At 65.4% G+C, this 19,687-nt stretch carries 10 protein-coding genes and 3 pseudogenes; 9 read left to right on the top strand and 4 right to left on the bottom strand.

Annotated features, from left to right (window positions below):
- Window positions 1–47 precede the first annotated feature (47 nt).
- The gene (locus tag G6N15_RS07260) at window positions 48–2,390 is read left to right on the top strand and encodes a heavy metal translocating P-type ATPase (RefSeq protein WP_139797933.1); all 2,343 of its coding nucleotides are present in this window, start codon (window positions 48–50) and stop codon (window positions 2,388–2,390) included.
- Window positions 2,368–3,039, top strand: coding sequence for a DUF5134 domain-containing protein (locus tag G6N15_RS07255; RefSeq protein ID WP_139797928.1), 672 nt, complete (start codon window positions 2,368–2,370; stop codon window positions 3,037–3,039). Before G6N15_RS07260 ends, G6N15_RS07255 begins: the two co-directional genes overlap by 23 nt.
- Window positions 3,040–3,345: 306 nt before the next feature.
- Here the strand turns inward: G6N15_RS07255 and arsB are convergent.
- Window positions 3,346–4,855, bottom strand: a pseudogene (gene arsB, locus G6N15_RS07245) (ACR3 family arsenite efflux transporter).
- Window positions 4,856–4,887: 32 nt separating this feature from the next.
- Window positions 4,888–5,355, bottom strand: coding sequence for an ArsI/CadI family heavy metal resistance metalloenzyme (locus tag G6N15_RS07240; RefSeq protein ID WP_083088947.1), 468 nt, complete (start codon window positions 5,353–5,355; stop codon window positions 4,888–4,890).
- Between the two features lie 101 nt (window positions 5,356–5,456).
- Here G6N15_RS07240 and G6N15_RS07235 point away from each other — a divergent pair, with 101 nt between their 5' ends.
- Window positions 5,457–5,816 carry an Rv2640c family ArsR-like transcriptional regulator gene (locus G6N15_RS07235; RefSeq protein WP_083088946.1) on the top strand — a complete coding sequence of 120 codons (360 nt, stop codon included), beginning with the start codon at window positions 5,457–5,459 and terminating at the stop codon, window positions 5,814–5,816.
- Here G6N15_RS07235 and G6N15_RS07230 read toward each other — a convergent pair.
- Complete coding sequence (locus G6N15_RS07230) at window positions 5,813–6,883, bottom strand: ATP-dependent DNA ligase (RefSeq protein ID WP_083088945.1); 1,071 nt, start codon at window positions 6,881–6,883, stop codon at window positions 5,813–5,815. The genes G6N15_RS07235 and G6N15_RS07230 overlap by 4 nt on opposite strands.
- Window positions 6,884–7,054: 171 nt before the next feature.
- Here G6N15_RS07230 and G6N15_RS07225 point away from each other — a divergent pair, with 171 nt between their 5' ends.
- The 5 genes and pseudogenes from G6N15_RS07225 (at window position 7,055) to G6N15_RS07210 (ending at window position 14,831) form a co-directional block, all read left to right on the top strand.
- Window positions 7,055–8,092: a DNA polymerase domain-containing protein gene (locus tag G6N15_RS07225; RefSeq protein WP_083088944.1), complete on the top strand. Its 1,038-nt coding sequence runs from the start codon at window positions 7,055–7,057 to the stop codon at window positions 8,090–8,092.
- A 645-nt stretch (window positions 8,093–8,737) separates the two neighbouring features.
- A pseudogene (locus tag G6N15_RS23120) lies at window positions 8,738–9,748 on the top strand (TraM recognition domain-containing protein); the annotation flags it as partial.
- A gap of 69 nt (window positions 9,749–9,817) precedes the next feature.
- A complete protein-coding gene (locus G6N15_RS23115) occupies window positions 9,818–10,495 on the top strand; it encodes an arsenate reductase ArsC (RefSeq protein ID WP_232070428.1) in 678 nt (225 codons plus the stop codon).
- Between the two features lie 776 nt (window positions 10,496–11,271).
- Window positions 11,272–11,385, top strand: a pseudogene (locus G6N15_RS23745) (hypothetical protein); the annotation flags it as partial.
- Between the two features lie 191 nt (window positions 11,386–11,576).
- A complete protein-coding gene (locus G6N15_RS07210) occupies window positions 11,577–14,831 on the top strand; it encodes a helix-turn-helix transcriptional regulator (RefSeq protein ID WP_232070427.1) in 3,255 nt (1,084 codons plus the stop codon).
- 3 nt (window positions 14,832–14,834) lie between these two features.
- Here G6N15_RS07210 and G6N15_RS07205 read toward each other — a convergent pair whose 3' ends face one another.
- Window positions 14,835–16,100 (bottom strand): cytochrome P450, encoded by a 1,266-nt coding sequence (locus G6N15_RS07205; RefSeq protein ID WP_232070426.1) that lies wholly within the window; start codon window positions 16,098–16,100, stop codon window positions 14,835–14,837.
- 244 nt (window positions 16,101–16,344) lie between these two features.
- On the opposite strand from G6N15_RS07205, the gene G6N15_RS07200 reads away from it, so the two are divergent.
- Entirely contained in the window at window positions 16,345–19,647 is a 3,303-nt protein-coding gene (locus G6N15_RS07200; RefSeq protein ID WP_083088940.1) for a helix-turn-helix transcriptional regulator, read from the top strand.
- Window positions 19,648–19,687 lie beyond the last annotated feature (40 nt).

Genomic DNA, 19,687 nt, shown 5'->3' with positions numbered 1-19,687 from the left:
CTGACCGTGATGCCGGGCTGACCGTGGCATCGGCCGCGGCCGGCCGGATGCGTGTGCACACCAACGGGTTTCGTATCGACGGGGTCCGCTCCGCCGCGATCGAGGAGGCGGTCGGCAAGCTGACCGGTGTGCGCGCCGTGCGTGTCTATCCGCGAACGGCATCCGTTGTCATCAGGTATTCGCCCGCGGTCTGCGACACCGCTGCCATCTTGTCGGCGATCAGCGATGCAGAGCACACCCCTGCCGCGTCGGTGCCCGCGCGTGCCCCGGGCTCGACCGATACCGGCAGCGGCGGCATCGTGGGTAAAGTCATCGGCGGGATAGGGCAAGCGCTGCTAGGTCTAGGCCGTGACGTCCCAGACCATCCGCCGGAGATCGAGAGGCTGCGGGATGCACTCGCCAGTCTTGGCTGCCACGTCAAACCGGTAACCCCCGGCCAGTCGTCCCCGGGCGATGCAAATAGACGCGAGCGACGAAGGTGGCTGCGGCGGGTGTGGCTGGCCTGGCCGCTCGGGCTTGTGGTGTTTGGCGCGACAACGTTTTTCGGCGGTTATCCGTGGGCACGCTGGTTGGCCTTCGCTGCGACGGTGCCGGTGCAATTCGGTGCTGGCTGGCCATTTCTGAAGGGGGCCGCAGAGCGAGCGCGGAAGTTGACCGCGAATATGGACACGCTTATCGCCCTGGGCACGTTGACTGCCTTCACCTACTCCACGTTCCAGTTGTTCACCGGTGGACCGCTGTTCCTCGACACCTCCGCATTGATCATCGCGGCCGTGGTGCTGGGCCGCTATTTCGAGGCCCGAGCCCACGGCAAGGCACGGGAGGCGATCAGCAAGCTGCTGGAGATGGGCGCCAAGGAAGCGACGCTCCTCGTCGACGGCCAAGAGCTTCTAGTCCCGGTCGACCAGGTTCAAGTCGGCGATCTGGTGCGGGTGCGGCCTGGCGAGAAGATCCCAGTCGACGGCGAGGTCATCGACGGCCGCGCTGCCGTCGATGAGTCGATGCTGACAGGCGAGTCCGTCCCGGTCGAGAAAGCGGCGGGTGACCATGTCGCGGGGGCAACAGTCAACGTCGATGGGATGCTGACCGTGCGCGCCACCGCTGTCGGGGCAGACACCGCGCTGGCTCAGATTGTGCGCCTGGTGGAGCAGGCACAGGGCGGCAAGGCCCCGGTACAGCGTGTGGCGGACCGGGTCTCGGCGGTGTTCGTGCCGGCTGTCATCGGGTTTGCGATCATGACATTCGCGGGGTGGACGTTAATCGCAGGCAACCCGGTCGCCGGCATGACCGCGGCGGTGGCGGTGCTGATAATCGCGTGCCCGTGTGCACTCGGCCTGGCCACCCCCACGGCGATCATGGTCGGCACCGGCCGCGGCGCAGACCTGGGGATCCTGATCAAGGGCGGCGAGGTGCTGGAGGCCTCGAAGAAGATCGACACCGTGGTGTTCGACAAGACCGGCACTCTCACCCGCGCCCAGATGCAGCTCACCGATGTTATTGCCGGCAAGCGGCGCCATCCCGATCTGCTGCTGGGCATTGCCGCCGCGGCCGAGTCGGGCTCCGAACATCCCATCGGCGCGGCGATCGTCGCCGGTGCGCGCGAGCGGGGATTGGAGATTCCGGCCGCCACAGCGTTCACGAACCTTGCCGGGTACGGGGTGCGGGCCGAGGTGGAGGGCTGGCCCGTGTTCGTTGGGCGGCGCAAGCTAGTCGACGAGCATGATTTGGGTCTGCCTGACCACCTCGCTGCCGCGGCCGCGGAGCTGGAAGACCAAGGCCGCACCGCGGTGTTCGTCGCCCGGGATGGCCAGGTCGTGGGTGTGCTCGCAGTGGCTGACACGGTCAAGGACGACGCCCGCGACGTGGTCCGTCAGCTGCACGCCATGGGGCTGCAGGTTGCCGTGATCACTGGGGACAATGCCCGCACGGCTGCCGCCATCGCCAAGCAAGTCGGGATCGAGCGAGTGCTGGCCGAGGTGTTGCCGCAGGACAAGGTAACCGAGGTTCGGCGACTGCAGGACGAGGGCCGAGTGGTCGCAATGGTGGGCGATGGCGTCAACGACGCGCCGGCCCTCGTACAAGCCGATCTTGGCATTGCGATCGGCACCGGTACCGATGTGGCGATCGAGGCCTCCGATATCACGCTGATGTCGGACCGCCTCGACGGTGTCGTGCATGCCATCCAGCTATCGAGGCGCACCCTACGCACGATCCATCAGAACCTTGGCTGGGCTTTCGGCTATAACACCGCCGCGATCCCACTTGCTGCGCTCGGCGTGCTGAACCCCGTCATCGGAGGCGCGGTGATGGGGTTCTCGTCGGTCAGCGTGGTGACTAACTCGCTGCGGCTGCGCCGGTTTGGCCGGCATGTTCGAGGCGGTTTTCGATAATGCGATGTCTCAATCCTTGATCGACGGCCTCGCGCTGCCATTGGCGGTTACCGTCCTCTTCGGCGCCAGCTTCGCGACACACGTGTATATCCTTGTCGCGCAAGACGGTCCATGGACATCCACGGTCGAGCGCTTGTTGCACATAGTGATGTGCGCAGCGATGGTTGTAATGGCTTGGCCCGTCGGGATGGAACTCGCGCCACTTGGGCCGATAATCTTCTTCCTCGCCGCAACGGTCTGGTTCATGCTGGTGGCTGCCCTCGTATTTTCCGGCACCGCGGAGCGACTGATCAACGGGTACCACGCCATAATGATGGCGGCGGTGGCTTGGCTGTACGCGGTCATGAACGGAGGCCTGCCGGGCCAGCACAGTCATTCTCCTGACCACACGATGTCGAGCGCGCCGGGCGTGCAGATGCCCGGTATGAACATGTCCTTGTCCGAGACAGCCCAACCGGTGTGGGTCACCACGGTCAACTGGATTGCGACCGTCGGATACGCAACTGCGGCGGTGTATTGGCTGTACCGGTATTTCGCTCAGCGTAAAACCAACCCGGCCTTGCAACGCGCTAATCTCGCGGATCTAGGCCTGCCATGTCAGGCGTTCATGGCCGCCGGTATGGCCGTCATGTTCGGCGCAATGCTGTAGTACCCGGAGAAATGGCCCGCCCGCAGCGGGGGGTGCTCGTGGGAGACAGTGTTATCTCTAACGGCGTCACCGACTTGGCCCGCGCCTGATCTGCCCGGTCCAGGACCGCAGAGGGTCGTACGGCTTTATGGGCCGTTATCGCTCGGCGCCGGCACCTCAAATAATTACCCGCGATTCAAGGTATTTGGTTACCCGCGCCTTTCACGCAGCCCAGCGCGGCGAGGATCTACTCGGCGGTGGGCAGGTTCAACCGGCAGCAGGGGTTGTCCGCGAGCGGTGCGCCGGTGACGACGTCGACCCCGTCGATCAGCAGTGTCGGCGAGTGGCCGGGAGTAGTTCGGCGATGAGGGCGCGCACGTGATCGCCGATTTCGTCGCGGATCGCGCGAACGGCGTCGAGCGGTTGGCCGGCGGGGTCATCGAGCTCCCAGTCCCGGTAGGAGACTCCAGGAATATAGGGGCAGGTGTCGCCGCAGCCCATGGTGATCACGACGTCGCTCGACTGCACCGCATCGCCGGTGAGGATTTTCGGTGTGTTGGCAGTGATATCGATGCCGAGTTCAGCCATCGCTGCGATGGCGGTGGGGTTGAGCTGGTCGGCGGGTTCGGTTCCGGCGGAGCAGACCTCGATGCGGTCACCGGCGAGATGGGTGAGCAGTGCGGCGGCCATTTGGGAGCGGCCGGCGTTGTGGACGCATACGAAAAGGACGCTGGGTTTATCGGTCATAGCTGAGCGCTTCGTCGTCGACGGCGCGGCGAACCAGCCTGGGCCGCAAGGCTAGTGATACATAAACCAGGGCGACAAGAACGGGGACTTCGATAAGCGGTCCGACGACGCCGGCCAGCGCTTCCCCGGAGGTGACGCCGTAGGTGGCGATCGCCACGGCGATGGCCAGTTCGAAGTTGTTGCCGGCAGCAGTGAACGCCACCGTGGTCGTGCGTTCGTAGCCCAGCTTCAAGGCCGAGCCCAGCAAGAAGCCGCCGCCCCACATGATCCCGAAGTAGGCCAGCAGCGGGAGCGCAATGCGGGCAACGTCCCAAGGCCGGGTCGTGATCTGCTCGCCTTGCAGCGCGAAGAGGATCACGATGGTGAACAGCAGGCCGTACAGCGCCCAAGGCCCGACTTTGGGCAAGAACCGGTCCTCATACCAGTGACGCCCCTTGGCTTTTTGACCCCATCGTCGAGAGACGTATCCAGCAGCCAGGGGGATGCCCAGGAAGATCAGCACGGATTTGGCGATCTGCCACGGGGAGGTGGAGATGGTGGTTTGGGGCAGATGTAACCAGCCGGGCAGCACCGAAAGGTAGAACCAGCCCAGCGCGGCGAACATGACGACCTGGAAGATCGAGTTGAGCGCGACAAGGACTGCGGCGGCTTCTCGGTCACCGCCGGCCAGGTCATTCCACACGATGACCATGGCGATGCAGCGGGCCAGCCCGACAATGATTAGACCGGTGCGGTATTCGAGCAGATCCGGAAGCAGCAGCCAAGCCAGAGTGAACATCACCGCCGGCCCCAGCGCCCAGTTCAGCAGCAGCGAGCTGATCAGCAGTCGCCGGTCGGCGGTGACGGCGTCGAGCCGGTCGTAGCGAACCTTGGCCAGCACCGGATACATCATGATCAACAAGCCCGCGGCGATCGGCAGCGAGATCCCGTCGATCTGCACGCGCTGCAAGGCGGTATTCAGCCCGGGCGCCCAGCGTCCGAGCAGCAGCCCGGCGGCCATCGCTACCCCGATCCAGATCGGCAGCAGGCGATCCAGTGCGGAAAGCCTTGTCACCGCAGATGAGTCGGCGACGTTGGTGGTGTCGGTCATTGGTGTTCCGGTGATGGGCGTTGTCTCCATGGTCAGCAGCACGACCCCGTCGCCCCGCCGGCGGTGGCGGTCACACCACGGCACACACTCTCGTTCTGTGTGGTCTCGGGGCGATTGGGGCTGGTGCCGAAGGCGTCGGAGTCGCCCAGCACGGTGTAAACCTCCCAGCGCTCGCCGCCGGGTCCGGTGACCCAGACCTTGTCCTGAGTGGCGAAGCAGCAGGTGGTGCCGATCTCCTTCTCGGTGAACATGCCGGCCTCGGCCAGCCGGGCGATCTCGGTGTGCACGACCTCGCTGGAGTCGACCTCCACACCAAGGTGGTTAAGGGTGCCGCTCGAGCCGGGGCTTTCCAGCAGCACCAGCTTTAGCGGTGGATCGGCGATCGCGAAGTTGGCGTAGCCGGGCTTGCGTTTGGTGGGCTCGGTGTTAAACAGCTTGGAGTAGAACGTGATTGCCTCATCTAGGTCGTCGACATTAAGAGCGAGTTGAACACGCGGCATGGGAGCCGACCTCCAAGCTGTGAGACATATATCGAACTAGTGGCCAGCCCAAGCATGCCTACCTTTTCGATATATGTCAACACATGTGGCAGGATGGTGTAATGCCGAAAGCGTTGCCGGTCATCGACACGACCGCCCCAGTAGGTTGCGCCCCGGTGGCCTCGGGCCCGATGAGTGATGCCGATGCGTTGGCGGTTGCGTTGCGTTTGAAGGCCCTGGCTGATCCGGTGCGGGTCAAAATCGTGTCGTATCTGTTCAGTTCCTCGGCCGGCGAGGAGATCTCCGGGAAGCTGGCCGCGGTGCTGGACCTCAGCGAGTCAACGGTCAGCCATCACTTGAGCCAGCTGCGCAAGGCCGGTTTGGTGGTCTCAGAGCGTCGAGGAATGAATGTATTTCACAGGGTCCGGCCGGAAGCCTTGCAGGCGTTGTGCGCGGCGTTGGACCCCAACTGCTGCGCCTAGCGTGGGCTAAGACCGGGAACGATCTCGCCGACGCTGAACGTGATCGGACGCTCCAGCTGTTCATAAGTGCACGAGCGTGGGTCGCGGTCGGGGCGCCACCGGTTGAATTGCGCGGTGTGGCGGAACCGTTCGCCTTCCATGTAGTCGTAGCGCACCTCGACCACCCGCTCAGGTCGCAGCGGCACGAAGGAGAGGTCCTTACCGGCGTTCCACCGGGAGAACTCGTTCTTGCGCGGGGTGCGTTGACCTGCTTCGTGGGCGGCCCAGTTCCACGGATGGTTATCGAAGGTAGTGACAAGAGGCTGTAATTCGCTGAACAGCCGCCGTCGCTCGGCCATCGGGAGCGCGCCGATGACACCGACCGACGCCAGGGTCCCGTCGTCCTTGTAGAGCCCGAGCAGCAGCGAGCCGATCGCGTCGTCGCTGGACTTGTGTACCCGGTAGCCGGCGACCACACAGTCGGCGGTGCGCTCGTGTTTGATCTTGAACATGACGCGTTTGTCCGGTTGATAGGTGAGGGTCAGCGGCTTCGCGACGATCCCGTCGAGGCCCGCTCCCTCGAACTCCTCGAACCAGCGCTGTGCCGTCCCGAGGTCGGTGGTCGCCGGTGTGACGTGGATCGAGGGACCGGAGCCGGCCAACGCGTCGACGAGGGCGGCGCGGCGTTCGGCGAACGGTCGGCGGGTGTAGTCGTTCTCGCCGAGGGCCAGCAAGTCGAACGCAATGAAGGCGGCGGGCGTCTTCTCAGCGAGCATGTTGATGCGGCTGGCCGCTGGGTGGATGCGCTGTTGCAGCGCCTCGAAATCCAAGCCGTGCGCGGTGGCGATGACGATCTCTCCGTCGATCACGCAGCGTTCGGGCAACTCTGCTTTGCAGGCGGCGAGCAGCTCCGGGAAATAGCGTGTCATCGGCCGCTCGTTGCGGCTGCCCAGCTCCACCTCGTCGCCGTCGCGGAAACAGATCGACCGGAATCCATCCCACTTGGGCTCATACGACGCCCCGGGTGGGACTGTCGGAACCGATTTGGCCAGCATCGGCGAGACCGGCGGCATCACGGGAAGCTCCACCGGCTCATTGTGCCGTCTCGGCGATCAACTAGTTGCGTCCTACGCGCGTTGGCTTCTAGCGGCCAGGCCGAACGCGTAACTTCAAAGCGTGAGCGCACTGCAATCGGACGCCGCTCGGCGCGCCTGCGAGTACCGGACTGAGTCCGGCCGGCCCGACGTACCGGAATCGTAATGCCAAGCGCTGCAGAAGAACTCGACGTCGACGGGATCATGGTCCGGTTCACCAACCCGGACAAGGTGTATTTCCCGAAGCTCGGCTCGTCCGGCACCAAGCGCAGGCTCGTCGAGTATTACTTGGCCGTCGCTCGGGGACCGATGCTGACTGCGCTGCGCGATCGTCCCACCCATTTGCAACGCTTCCCCGACGGCATCGACGGCGAAGAGATCTACCAAAAGCGCGTACCGCCGCACCACCCCGACTACCTGCAGACCTGCCGGGTCACGTTCCCGTCCGGGCGGACCGCCGACGCCCTGAAGGTCACCCATCCGGCGGCGATCGTGTGGGCCGCGCAGATGGGGACCGTTACCCTGCACCCGTGGCAGGTGCGCTGCCCCGACACCGAACACCCCGACGAGCTGAGGGTTGACCTGGATCCGCAACCGGGCACGGGCTTCACCGAGGCCCGGACGATCGCCGTCGAGGTGCTCAAGCCGCTGCTCGACGAGCTGGGATTGATCGGCTATCCCAAGACGTCCGGTGGCCGCGGTGTCCATGTATTCGTGCGGATCGCAACCGACTGGGATTTCATCGCAGTGCGCCGCGCCGGGATCGCACTGGCCCGCGAGGTCGAACGGCGCGCACCGGATGCGGTCACCACCTCCTGGTGGAAGGAGGAGCGGGGGAAGCGGATCTTCGTCGACTACAACCAGAACGCACGTGATCGCACGTTCGCGTCGGCGTATTCGGTGCGGCGTACCGCGATCGCGACCGTGTCGACCCCTTTGACGTGGGATGAACTGGCCGTCGCCGATCCAGACGACTACACCATGGCCACGGTCCCCGACCTGGTGGCCCGGCGCGAAGATCCGTGGGCCGGGATGGACACGGTCAAGCAGTCGGTTGCTCCGCTGTTGGAGATGGTCAAGGCCGATGAAGAACGTGGTCTGGGTGACCTGCCCTATCCGCCGAATTACCCGAAGATGCCGGGGGAACCGAAGCGGGTGCAGCCGAGCAGGGATAGAGACTTGACCACGAGGAATAAGGGCTAGGGACGCCCAAGATCGAATCTGTGCGGTTGGCACTCGTCATAAAACCGTTGCATCATGCCGCTCTGCGAGACCCCGCGAAGTCGCCGGCCGCTGAATCGGACTTGCGTACGGTCTGGGGGAACGACTGCCTATACAAAACTATGAAGGAAGTCAAGTATGGCGTTTAGCCCGCTTCCCGGGGCTGGTCCGACGTCCATCGGCGTCAAAGCTGCTAGCCACCAGCGCGATGCCGAGCGTCACGCCGTTGACACTAGTCATGCGCCGCAAGCAAACACCCAGCCAAAACACATCTGGGTGTCAGCTTGACGGACCACAGTTTAAATTAGCCTGAAGTAGGGTTTAAATCAGCCTGAGTAAAACGCGCAAAAGGAGCGCTCCGTGAAACCGCGGCCACAAAGGTCGGTGGCTCACACGCCGGGGTTTGAGGAAAACGCCCAAGTCCTGAACGACGAGCACCACACACAGGTGACCCCGTTCGGCGGCTGGGTCCGCGACGAGCGCAGCGGCCGTCTCCGGCCCGTGGAGACCGCCCCGCATATCGGCGGTTTTGGCCCGCCGAACACCGGCAAGACACGCAAGTGGTTGTCCCAAAGCGCGGTGCTTTGGCCCGGCCCGGCGTTGGTGTCCTCCAGCAAGGATGACCTGATGCAGCTGGTCGCCTCACGCCGCTATGGGCGGGCGGCGCTGCTGGACTTGCGGCCGAACAGCAAATCGTATTACCCGGCCGAGTTCATTCGCTACCGCTTCGATCCCACAACCCTGATCAGCACACTCGAGGACGCCGAAGCTGTCGCCGAAACACTGCTGAGCATGTCGACGGTGGTGTTGAGAGGGGGCTCGCTTCGCAGCGCCGCCGATCCCCGGCCGTGGGATGAGTTGGCGTTCGCCCCGTTGACGTGCCTGTTGTTTGCGGCCAGTCCAGCTTGCACTGGTGGGGGGATTGAGTGGACGCTGGAGGCCGCCGAGGATGTGGCGAAACCCCGCAATGGGCTGGGCTACCAATGTACGACCCCGTCGTGGGCGTCCGCGGCAGCGTGGTGCGACAGCAGGTTGTTTGAGGCGCGGGTGCGCGGGGTTTTGGATATGGCGCCGCGCCTGCGTGATTCGGTGAAGATCACGGTGACCAAGGTATTGACGGCGTGGCTGCGCACCTGGTTGCGTGACCGCGAGCTGTCGAGTTTGGATCTGTCGTTCCTCGATGAGCACCACGCGACGGTGTACCTGCTGACTCCCGATGACGGCACCATGGCTGCGCAGGCGATCACGTTGATGGACCAAGTGATTAACCGCCAGCGGGTCAAAAGCGCTCAATGGGACGAATTCCCGCGGGTGGGCATGTTTTTGGATGACATCACCAACACGCCGCTGCCGCGGCTGCCGCGGTATCTGGCCGAAAGCCGCGGCTTGGGGGTATCGATATGTTTTGCGGCTCAGTCAACTTCGCAGCTCGACGCGATCTATGGGCCACTGCAGGGCCGCGCGATTCGCGATGCTCTGCCCGCGTCGCTGATCATGTACGGCGCCCCTGAAGACGACCTGATGGAGGCAGCGACGTTATGGGCGGCCAAAACCACCCGCAGCCAGCAGTCCCATAACCACAACGGCGACGACAAAACCACCCATCGGGTGATCAGCAACGAGCAGGAACCCGGAGAACTGGTTCCGCACAATGAGAATCAGGCCCGGCTGATCGTACGGGGAACAGCCGGGCGGATGGTGAACCTTTTGGAATGGAGCGAGTTCGTCGCCTACCTTGATGAGCTGCGCGGGGGCCGCCAGCGTCAAGCGCTCAAATCGGCAGTAGCGCGATTGCACAGCGAGTTCGCCGACACCTTCAATTCGGAGACCATTGAGCGGGTCCTGTACTCGTCCTACGACCAGCTCGCCATCTCCGCTACCGTTCAAGAATTTTTGGCGCTGCTCGCAGAGCGCTTCGCGCGGCAACGACTTCGCGCCCTGGCGAAGGTGGAAGGCAAATCAACCGACGACAAGCCGGTGGTGTTGTTCTTGTGCAACCACAACGCGGGCCGATCCCAAATGGCCATGGGTTTTTTCAGCCGTCTCATCGGGGACGCGGCCGTGGCGTGGTCTGGTGGTTCAGCGCCCCACGGCCAGATCAACCCAGCTGCCATCGCCGTGATGGCCGAGCACGGGATCGACATCGCCGACGAATACCCCAAACCGTGGAGCTACGAGATCATCCAAGCCGCCGACGTGATCATCAGCATGGGCTGCGGCGATGCTCCCCCAACGTTGCCCGGCCGCCGTTACGAAGACTGGGACCTCGACGACCCAGACGGTAAAGATGTGGCGGCAGTACGGCTCATCCGCGACGAAATTGAAGGCCGTGTTCGCCGGCTGGTCGCCGAACTAGCAATATCCCCACCCCAGCCTGAGCGCTGATGCTCGCGCCCTGAGCTCCCTCAGAAGCCTGTACCGGCTACTGGGCTTGCGCCCATTCCCTCTGACATACGGCGCAGTGCCGAATAATCGCCGCCCAACTCGGATCGGACTCGCTGGGTCTACGGGCCGGATGAACAGTCAAATCGCCGCAGCTTGGACACGCCGAAATCGCGCTAAATGGTTCCGGCGCTTGGGATGCCATGAACCAGCGGTTCTCCTCAGCCGTGAACGCCACCGTGGCCGGCGGTTCCAGCTCGGAATAGGGCAACGGCGAGGGACCCCACCAGACCCGGAGACAAAACACCGACGCCATCAACAGGAGGCCGGTGGCCATCGCCGCCACAGTTGTCGCCGAAGGGATCAACGCGGCCGTAATGCCAGCGACGACGGCCAGCCCAAAGCACGTGAAACTAAGGTGACGGGCCAGCCGGTGTCCGCCTCGATCCATTGCCTCCCAGTCGGCACTCGCCTCCTGGAGCTGGGCGAGGTCAACCATCGTAGGGTGCCTCCAGGCCCATGACGCGGCCACGCGGCATAGTTTAGTCCTGCCCTGTCAATTGCAAACACCCCGCAACATCGACAGGCCCATGGGACGGGCATTGCTGATCGGGTCTTCACCTCGGGGTGCTAATGGTTCGGACGAAATCGGCGTGTGGGGACCCTTCCTCTGCGCGTTTTCGCTGATGTTTGGGGCTCTGGCCCGCCGCATGCTGGCTAGCATGAGCGAGATCGATCCACGCGCGGACACGCCGCTGGTGGACTGGAGTGAGCTTGGCGTGAGCGGGCTTTTGCCGACGGGCACGGTGACGCTGCTGTTGGCTGACGTCGAAAACTCCACCGGGTTGTGGGAGAGCCGGCCCGAGCAGATGACGGCGGCGTTCGCGCGGCTCAGCCTTTTGTCGGCCGTGCGGTGGAAAACGCGGACTAGTGCCGGGCCGGATCGCATATTTGCGCTGGATGCGGTGCCAAACATGCGCGTTTCCGCTGATGTTTTACAGGTCGCAGTGACCCCATGCTGGCTAGCATGAGCGACATTGATCCACGCGCGGAGACGCCGCTGGTGGACTGGAGCGAACTAGGCGTGAGCGGGCTGCTGCCGACTGGCACCGTGACGTTGCTATTAGCTGACGTCGAAGGCTCCACGCGGCTGTGGGAGACCCAGCCGGAGGAGATGACCGCCGCGTTCGCACGGCTGGATCGCAAATTAACGGATCTGCTTGACGCCCATAGCGGGGTCCGGCCGGTGGAGCAAGGTGAAGGCGACAGTTTCGTCATTGCGTTCGCGCGGGCCAGCGACGCGGTGGCGTGCGCGCTTGACCTGCAGCGGGCACCATTGGCGCCGATCAGCTTGCGGATCGGCGTGCACACCGGCGAGGTCCAGTTGCGCGATGAGGGTAACTACATCGGTCCGACGATCAATCGCACAGCGCGGCTTCGGGATCTGGCCCACGGCGGGCAGACGGTGCTGTCGGGGGTGACCGAGGCATTAGTTGTCGACGCGCTTCCACCCGATGCGTGGCTGACCGATCTGGGGACCCACGAGTTGCGTGGTGTTCCGCGCCCCGAACGGGTCGTGCAGCTGTGCCATCCCGATCTCCGCAATGAGTTCCCACCGTTGCGAACGCCTAAAAGCATTGCTGCGCACAATATCCCGTCGCAGTTCACCAGCTTCGTCGGTCGCAGCGAACAGTTGACCGACGTGCGAAAGCTGTTGGCGCAGAGCCGGTTGGTAACGCTGACAGGCGCTGGCGGGGTGGGCAAGACGCGCCTGGCCATAGAAGTCGCGAACCAGTTGGCCGCCGAATACGCCGATGGGGTCTGGTACGTGGATTTGGCGCCGATCACCGATCACGCTGTGGTGTCGGTAACTGTGGCGCGCGCGCTGGGTCTAACCGACCAGCCCGGCCGCTCGACGATGGACATACTGCTTCGTTTCATTCGTGACCGCCACATGCTGGTGGTGTTGGACAACTGCGAGCATCTGCTCGATGCTTGCGCCGATCTGGTCGCCTCGCTGTTGGGTGCGGCGCCGGGGCTGACGCTCCTGGCGACCAGTCGGGAGCCAATCGGCGTGACGGGTGAGGTGACGTGGCGGGTGCCGTCACTGTCGACGGCCGACGAAGCGATCGAGTTGTTCGCCGACCGGGCTCGGCTGGCCCAGACCGGCTTCGCCATTACCGACGACAATGCCGCTACCGTCGCGGAAATCTGCCAGCGGTTGGATGGAATGCCCTTGGCGATCGAGCTCGCGGCCGCGCGGGTGCGGGCGCTGTCGGTGGCCGAGATCCTCCACAGCCTGCATGACCGGTTTCGCCTGTTGACCGGCGGCGCGCGCACCGCGGTTCGCCGCCAGCAGACGCTGCGCGCTTCGGTGGATTGGTCGCACGCGCTGCTCACCGAAACCGAACGCATCCTGCTCCGTCGAGTGGCCGTGTTCCTCGGCGGGTGCGACATCGACGCAGTCCAGGCTGTCGCAGGCGCCGACGGACTGCAGCGCTACCAAGTCCTCGATCAACTCACCCTACTAGTCGACAAATCGTTGGTAGTCGCCGAAAACACCCGAGGCCGAACGCGATACCGATTGCTCGAAACGGTCCGACAGTACGCCCTGGAAAAGCTCGGCGAGTCCGGCGAGGCCGACACCGTGCGCACCCGCCACCGCGATCATTACACCGCACTCGCGGCCCTACTCGATCAGCCATCCGACACCGACTACGAGCAGCGACTCGATCTGGCCCAAACCGAGATCGACAACCTGCGCGCCGCATTCGGGTGGAGCCTCGAACGTTCCGATCTCGAGTTGGCGTTGGCGCTGGCGTCCTCGCTGCAGCCGTTATGGCAAGCGCGTGGGCGCCTCCGGGAGGGGCTCGTGTGGTTCGACACCGCGCTGGCCGACCTCGACGCGCGGCACGACGACGTCGCCGCCTCGGTGCGGGCACGGGCACTCGCCGACAGGGCCATGCTGGCCATCTGGATGGGCGCCGCCGACAGCTTGGATCAGGCTCAGCAAGCCCTGGCGATCGCCCGCAAGGTCGGCGACCCGGCCCTGCTGGCGCGGGCGCTGGCCGCCTGCGGCTACATCGTCAGCGTCGTCAGCGCCGACTCGGCCCGGCCGTACTTCGCTGAGGCGCTCGGGCTGGCCCCAGCCTTGCAAGACCGGTGGCTGCTGAGCCAAATCCTAACCGCGCAGGCGGGCGCAGAGCTGAACGGCGGTGATCCGGCCGCTGCGTGCGCGCCCGCCGAACAAGGGCGCGACCTCGCCGTCGCGATCGGCGACCGATACGGCTCACACCGGTGCCGCTACATCCTCGGATGGGCACAGATGTATCTGGGCGAGCTGGCTGGCGCCGCCGCACAATTCGCCGAGCTGGCGACCGAGGCCAAGGCAGCTCACGACGAGCTCAGCGAGGCGCAAAGTCTCGCGTTGCACGCAGTCGTGCTGGCCTTCCAGGGTGACCCGGCTGCGATGAGGGCCGCGGCCGACGCGGCCACCGAAGCGGCCGCCGATGCGGGCGGGCTGTTCTCAGCGATGGGCTACGCGGCGGTGGTCGTCGGGGCCTTGGCCGCCGGGGATGCTGCGACGGCGCTGGGCGCGATCGAGGCCTGGCCGCACTTGCGTGCCCGGCAGCAGACGACGGGTGTGCAGCTGCTGTACAGTGCGGAAGCCGCGCTCGCGGGCGGGAACCTGCTCACAGCGCGTAGCCGGGCCAACGAAGCCGTTACCGCCGCGACTGGCTTTGTCTTGTCGCGGGCGCTAACGACCCGCGCCCGCATTGCGATCGCGCAGGGTGACCCGGAGCAGGCCGAGCGTGACGCCCGTGACGCGCTCACGCGTGCCGCTGAACTCGAGTTGCACCTGTTCATCCCAGACATCCTCGAATGCCTCGCCGTTCTGGCCGGCGAGGCCGATCGTCATCATGAAGCGGCGCGGCTGTTGGGCGCGGCGTACGCCATCCGGCAGCGCATGGGTTCAGTGCGCTTCAAGGTCTGGGATGCGGGCTACGAAGCGTCGGCCGTGTCGTTGCGGGACGCCTTGGGCGACAGCGAGTTTGATTCGGCTTGGGCGGAGGGCACGGCGTTGTCCACCAAGGATGCGATCACCTACGCCCAGCGTGGCCGCGGCCAACGCAAACGACCCAGTAGCGGCTGGGCCTCGCTTACCGCGACGGAACATCAAGTGGTGCAACTGGTCAGCGAAGGACTGGCCAACAACGACATCGCCACAAGGCTTTTCGTCTCACCCCGCACGGTGCAATCGCATCTGACCCATGTCTACACCAAACTCGGCCTGACCTCCCGTGTGCAGCTTGTCCAGGAAGCAGCCCGTCACGCCTGAATGTCAGCAGCCACTGTCGAATTCGAGCGGCACACTGATCGGGCCGACGATTCCGGTCATCGCCTTCCATTGCGCGGGCTGGGTACGGCGGGGGTTGGGCATGCGCTGGGTGATGATGCGCAGCGCCTCGGTGAGCTCGAGCCGGGCCAGGTGTGCGCCCAGGCAGTAGTGCGTTCCGCCGCCGAAGGTCAGCATGGCGGGCGGATCGTTGCGGGTGATGTCGAGGCGATCGGGTTCGTCGTAGACGGCGGGATCGCGGTTGGCCGAGGCGGTGTTGGCCAGCACCAGGGTGCCGGCGGGGATGGTGACCCCGGCCAATTCGATGTCTTCGGCGGCCTTACGGGGGACCCCGAAAACGATCGGGCAGTGGCGCATGAGCTCGTGAACGGCGTCGGTGGCCAGTTCGGGATGTGCTGCAAGCATTGACCATTGGTCGGGGTGGTCGGCCAGCACTTGTACCGCGGCGGCCAGCTGATTGCGGGTGGTGTCGGTGCCGCCGATCAGCAGGGTGCTGGCCAGCCTGACGAGTTCGACATGGGTGAGGCGGTCGCCGTCGTATTCGGCGCGGATCAGGTCCGAGATCAGGTCGTCGGTCAGGGTGTGGCGCCGGCGCTCGATCATGTCCTCGAGGTAGGCGTCGAGCTGCTCCCAGGCTGTCAGGATCACCGGCCCGTCATTGGCGACGTTCCAGTCGAAGACTTTTTTGATGTCGTCAGCCCAGGTGGAAAACAGCGGCCAGTCTTCGCGCGGCGTGCCCAGCAGGGCGCAAATGACCGGCGTTGGGTACCCGCGGGCGATGTCGCTGACCACGTCGCAGCGCCCGGCTCGGGTGAGCGGGTCGACGAGTTCGGTAATGACCTCGATGGCCAGCGCGCGCAGGCGTTCGGCGCCGCGCGGTGCGAACGACTTGGAGACGAGTCGGCGCAACCGGTGGTGCGCCTCGCCGTCGAGGCTCAGGATGCTGGTGATCGCCCGCTCCCACAGCGGGCCCGACGTGATGCCCTGCAGGTCAAGGCCGACTCCGCTGGCGGTGACGAAGCGCGGGTCGCGCAGCACGGCGCGCACCAGTCCATAACTCAATACTTCGGGTGCATAGCGTCCCATGGCGATCGGCGCCTGCTGGCGCGCCGCGGCGATCACGCGGTGCGCATCGAACGGGTCATGTAAGTGCAAGTAGTCAACCGAGGGCAGGCCCGCTTCGAAAACGCTCGGGCAGCGGGTCGACGTCTCGGTGTTCTTCTCGATGGTCTTCTCGATGGTCTTCTCGATGGTCACTGTGGCCTCCGTGGCTCGGTTCTGAGTCGACTATCGGCTGACGGCGGGCCCACGCCATCGGGCGAAATACGGAGATCCGCGCGCCCGGGGTCGGAAATGTCAGCGTGTAGCGCGGTGCACGCACCGATAAACCAACACGGTTGTGGCGGGTCGAATCACGCATTTGCGCTGCACAAGGTGTCGAAGATGCGCGTTTCCGCTGATGTTTTCTGCTTGCTGCGGCCGCACGCTGGCTAGCATGAGCCAGATCGATCCACGCGCGGACATACCGCTGGTGGACTGGAGTGAGCTTGGCGTGAGCGCGCTTTTGCCGACGGGCACGGTGACGCTGCTGTTGGCAGACGTCGAAGGCTCCACGCGGCTATGGGAAACCCAGCCCGAGGAGATGACCGCGGCGTTCACTCGGCTGGATCACGCGCTGTCCGATCTGCTCACGTCTTTTGGCGGGGCGCGCCCTGTGGAACAAGGCGAGGGTGACAGCTTTGTGGTGGCATTCGCGCGGGCTAGCGATGCGGTGGCATGTGCATTGGAATTGCAGCGGGCGCCGCTGGCCCCAATCAGGCTGCGGATCGGCGTACACACCGGCGAGGTCCAGTTGCGCGATGAGGGCAATTACATCGGCCCGACCATCAATCGGACGGCGCGGCTGCGGGATTTGGCTCATGGTGGCCAGACCGTGCTTTCGGGCACGACCGAGGATCTCGTCGTTGACGCGCTGCCCGCCGACGCTTGGCTGACCGGCCTGGGCACGCACGAGCTGCGTGGCGTCGCTCGCCCGGAACGGGTTGTGCAACTGTGCCATCCCGATCTGCGCAACGAATTTCCGCCGCTGCGCGTCGCCAAAGCCACGGTGTCACAGCATCTTCCGGCCCAGCTAACCAATTTCATTGGCCGACAAACCGAAAGCATCCGGTTGCGGCAGATCATCGCCGACAACCGGCTTGTCACCTTGACCGGGGCCGGTGGCGCCGGAAAGACGCGACTGGCCGTGCAGGTCACCGCCGGGCTCGTCGGCGAGTTTCCGGACGGCGTCTGGTTCATCGACCTGGCACCGGTCACCAATCCCGTCGCGGTGCCGTTGACCGTCGCCCGCACGCTTGGCCTACCCGATCAACCGGGCCGCTCGACCATGGAAATACTCCTGAGTTTCGTCGGCGACCGCAAAATGCTGCTGCTTCTTGACAACTGCGAGCACCTCCTCGACGCGTGCGGCCAGATGATCGGCGAGCTCTTCGATGCCTGCCCGCAACTGACAATTCTGACCACCAGCCGCGAACCGCTCGGCCTACCCGGTGAGCTGACCTGGCGCGTGCCATCGCTATCAGTGGACGAAGAGGCCATCGAGCTGTTCACCGACCGGGCCCGGCGAATCCGACCCGACTTTCGTGTCAGCGACGACAACGTCGGCCTCGTCACCGAGATCTGTCGGCGGCTCGATGGCATGCCGCTGGCCATCGAGCTCGCTGCGGCACGCACCCGTGCGTTGTCGCTGACGCAAATCGTCGACAGCCTCCACGATCGGTTCCGGTTACTGACCGGCGGAGCACGAACCGCCGTGCGGCGCCAGCAGACGTTGCGGGCTTCGGTGGATTGGTCGCATGCGCTGCTGACCGAGCCCGAACGGGTGTTGTTCCGCCGGCTGGCGGCGTTCATGGGCGGATTCGACCTGGATGCCGCCCAGACGGTCGGCGCCAGCAGCGATGTGGAGGGCTACCAAATCCTTGACCAACTGAGCCTGTTGGTCGACAAATCCCTGGTGGTCGCCGAGGAGGCCGGCGGCGGCATGCGGTACCGGTTGTTGGAGACGGTGCGCCAGTACGGGTTGGAGAAGCTCAGCGAATCCGGGGAAGCCGTCGATGTGCGCACCCGTCACCGCGACTACTACACGCAAGCCGCCGCCGCGCTGGAATCGCAGGTGCAGGCCGGCGATGAGCGGCTGGTGCAGTGGGCGGACGTCGAGATCGACAATCTGCGCGCCGCGTTCGCCTGGAGCCGGGAGAATTCCGATGTCGAGACGGCGTTGCGGCTGGTGTCGTCGCTGTATCCGTTCTGGGAACGGCGCGGACGTGTCCGGGAAGGATTGGCCGGGTTCGACGCCGTCTTAACCGATGAGCGCCACCCGGAGGTGGCGCCGGCCGTCTGGGTGCGCGCGGTCGCGGACAATAGCTTCCTCGCGGCGTCGACGGGCGTCGCCGCGAGCCTGGATCAGGCGCGGGAAGCCCTGGCCATCGCCCGTGAGCTCGACGACCCGGGATTGATCACTCGAGCCCTCATGGCGTGCGGGATGCTTGGTGCCTACACCGCCGAGGTGGCCACACCATACTTCGCCGAGGCGATCGACTTGGCCCGCGCGGCCGGTGATCGTTGGACGCTATGCGGAATCCTCCTGTGGATGGCGGGCACCGCTGGTATTGCCGGCGAGCCGACGGCAGCGCGCGCGGCCGCCGAGGAAGGACGAGACCTTGCCGACGCGCTGGGCGACCGGTTCCTGTCGGGGAACTGCCGCGCGTGGTTGGGCTTCGCGATGGCGGCGCAGGGAAATCTCGCTGACGCCAGCCGGGTTCTCCGTTCGTCAGCCGAGGATGCGCAGGCGGCTGGCCACCTGATCACGGCGGTCCTTGGTTATGTGAGCCAGGGCCTGGTGCTCGCATACCAAGGACACGCGGTCGCCGCGTACGCCGCGGCCCAATCCGCACTCGCCGTCTCGGATGCGATCGGCGGGGTCTACCGCGACGCGGTGTATGCAGTGTTCGCCCAAGCCGCCCTGGCCGGCGGCGACACTGCTGCCGCGAGGCAGGCCTGCGAGGTGGCCTGGCGGCACACCGTTCCGCAGCGCGAGGTCTTCATCCGGGGCGCCAACCCGCTGGCCGAGGCTGCCCTGGCGTGCGGTGATCTGGCCGCTGCTCGCCGGTGGGCTGACGACACCGTCGCGGTGGTACCGGGCTGGTACCAGATGGTCGCGCTGACGGCGCGCGCCTACGTGGCGATCGCCCAGGGTGAGCCGGAGCAGGCCGAGCGCGACGCGCATGAGGCCCTGGCGATCGCCGCCCGCACCCACGGATATCTGCGCCTGCCCGACACCGTGGAATGCCTGGCCCGGTTGGCCGCCGACGGCGCCAACCATCACAACGCGGCGCGGCTGTTCGGCGCGGCCGATGCCATCCGGCAGCGCACCGGGCAAGCCCACTTCCCGATGTATCAGGCAGGCTACGACGCCGCGGTGGCGGCAGTTCGGGACGCGTTGGGGCAGCAGGATTTTGACGTCGCCTGGGCCGAAGGTGCTGCCCTCTCGATGGAGGAAGCGATCGCGTATGCCCAACGCGGTCGCGGCGAGCGCCGACGCTCCACCAGTGGCTGGGGATCGCTGACTCCGACCGAGCGCGACGTCGTCCGATTGGTCGGCGAAGGGCTGCCCAACAAGGACATCGCCACAAGGCTTTTCGTCTCACCGCGGACCGTGCAATCCCACCTCACCCACGTCTACAGCAAACTCGGCCTCACCTCACGCGTGCAGCTCGTCCAAGAAGCAGCACGGCACTGAGCGTGTGTCTACACCAACGACTACTTGGGCGTCGAAGTTG

Source organism: Mycobacterium noviomagense (genome assembly GCF_010731635.1).
Classification (GTDB): domain Bacteria; phylum Actinomycetota; class Actinomycetes; order Mycobacteriales; family Mycobacteriaceae; genus Mycobacterium; species Mycobacterium noviomagense.
Note: the sequence above shows the minus strand (reverse complement) of the source record. Positions and strands in the feature narration are given on the sequence as shown.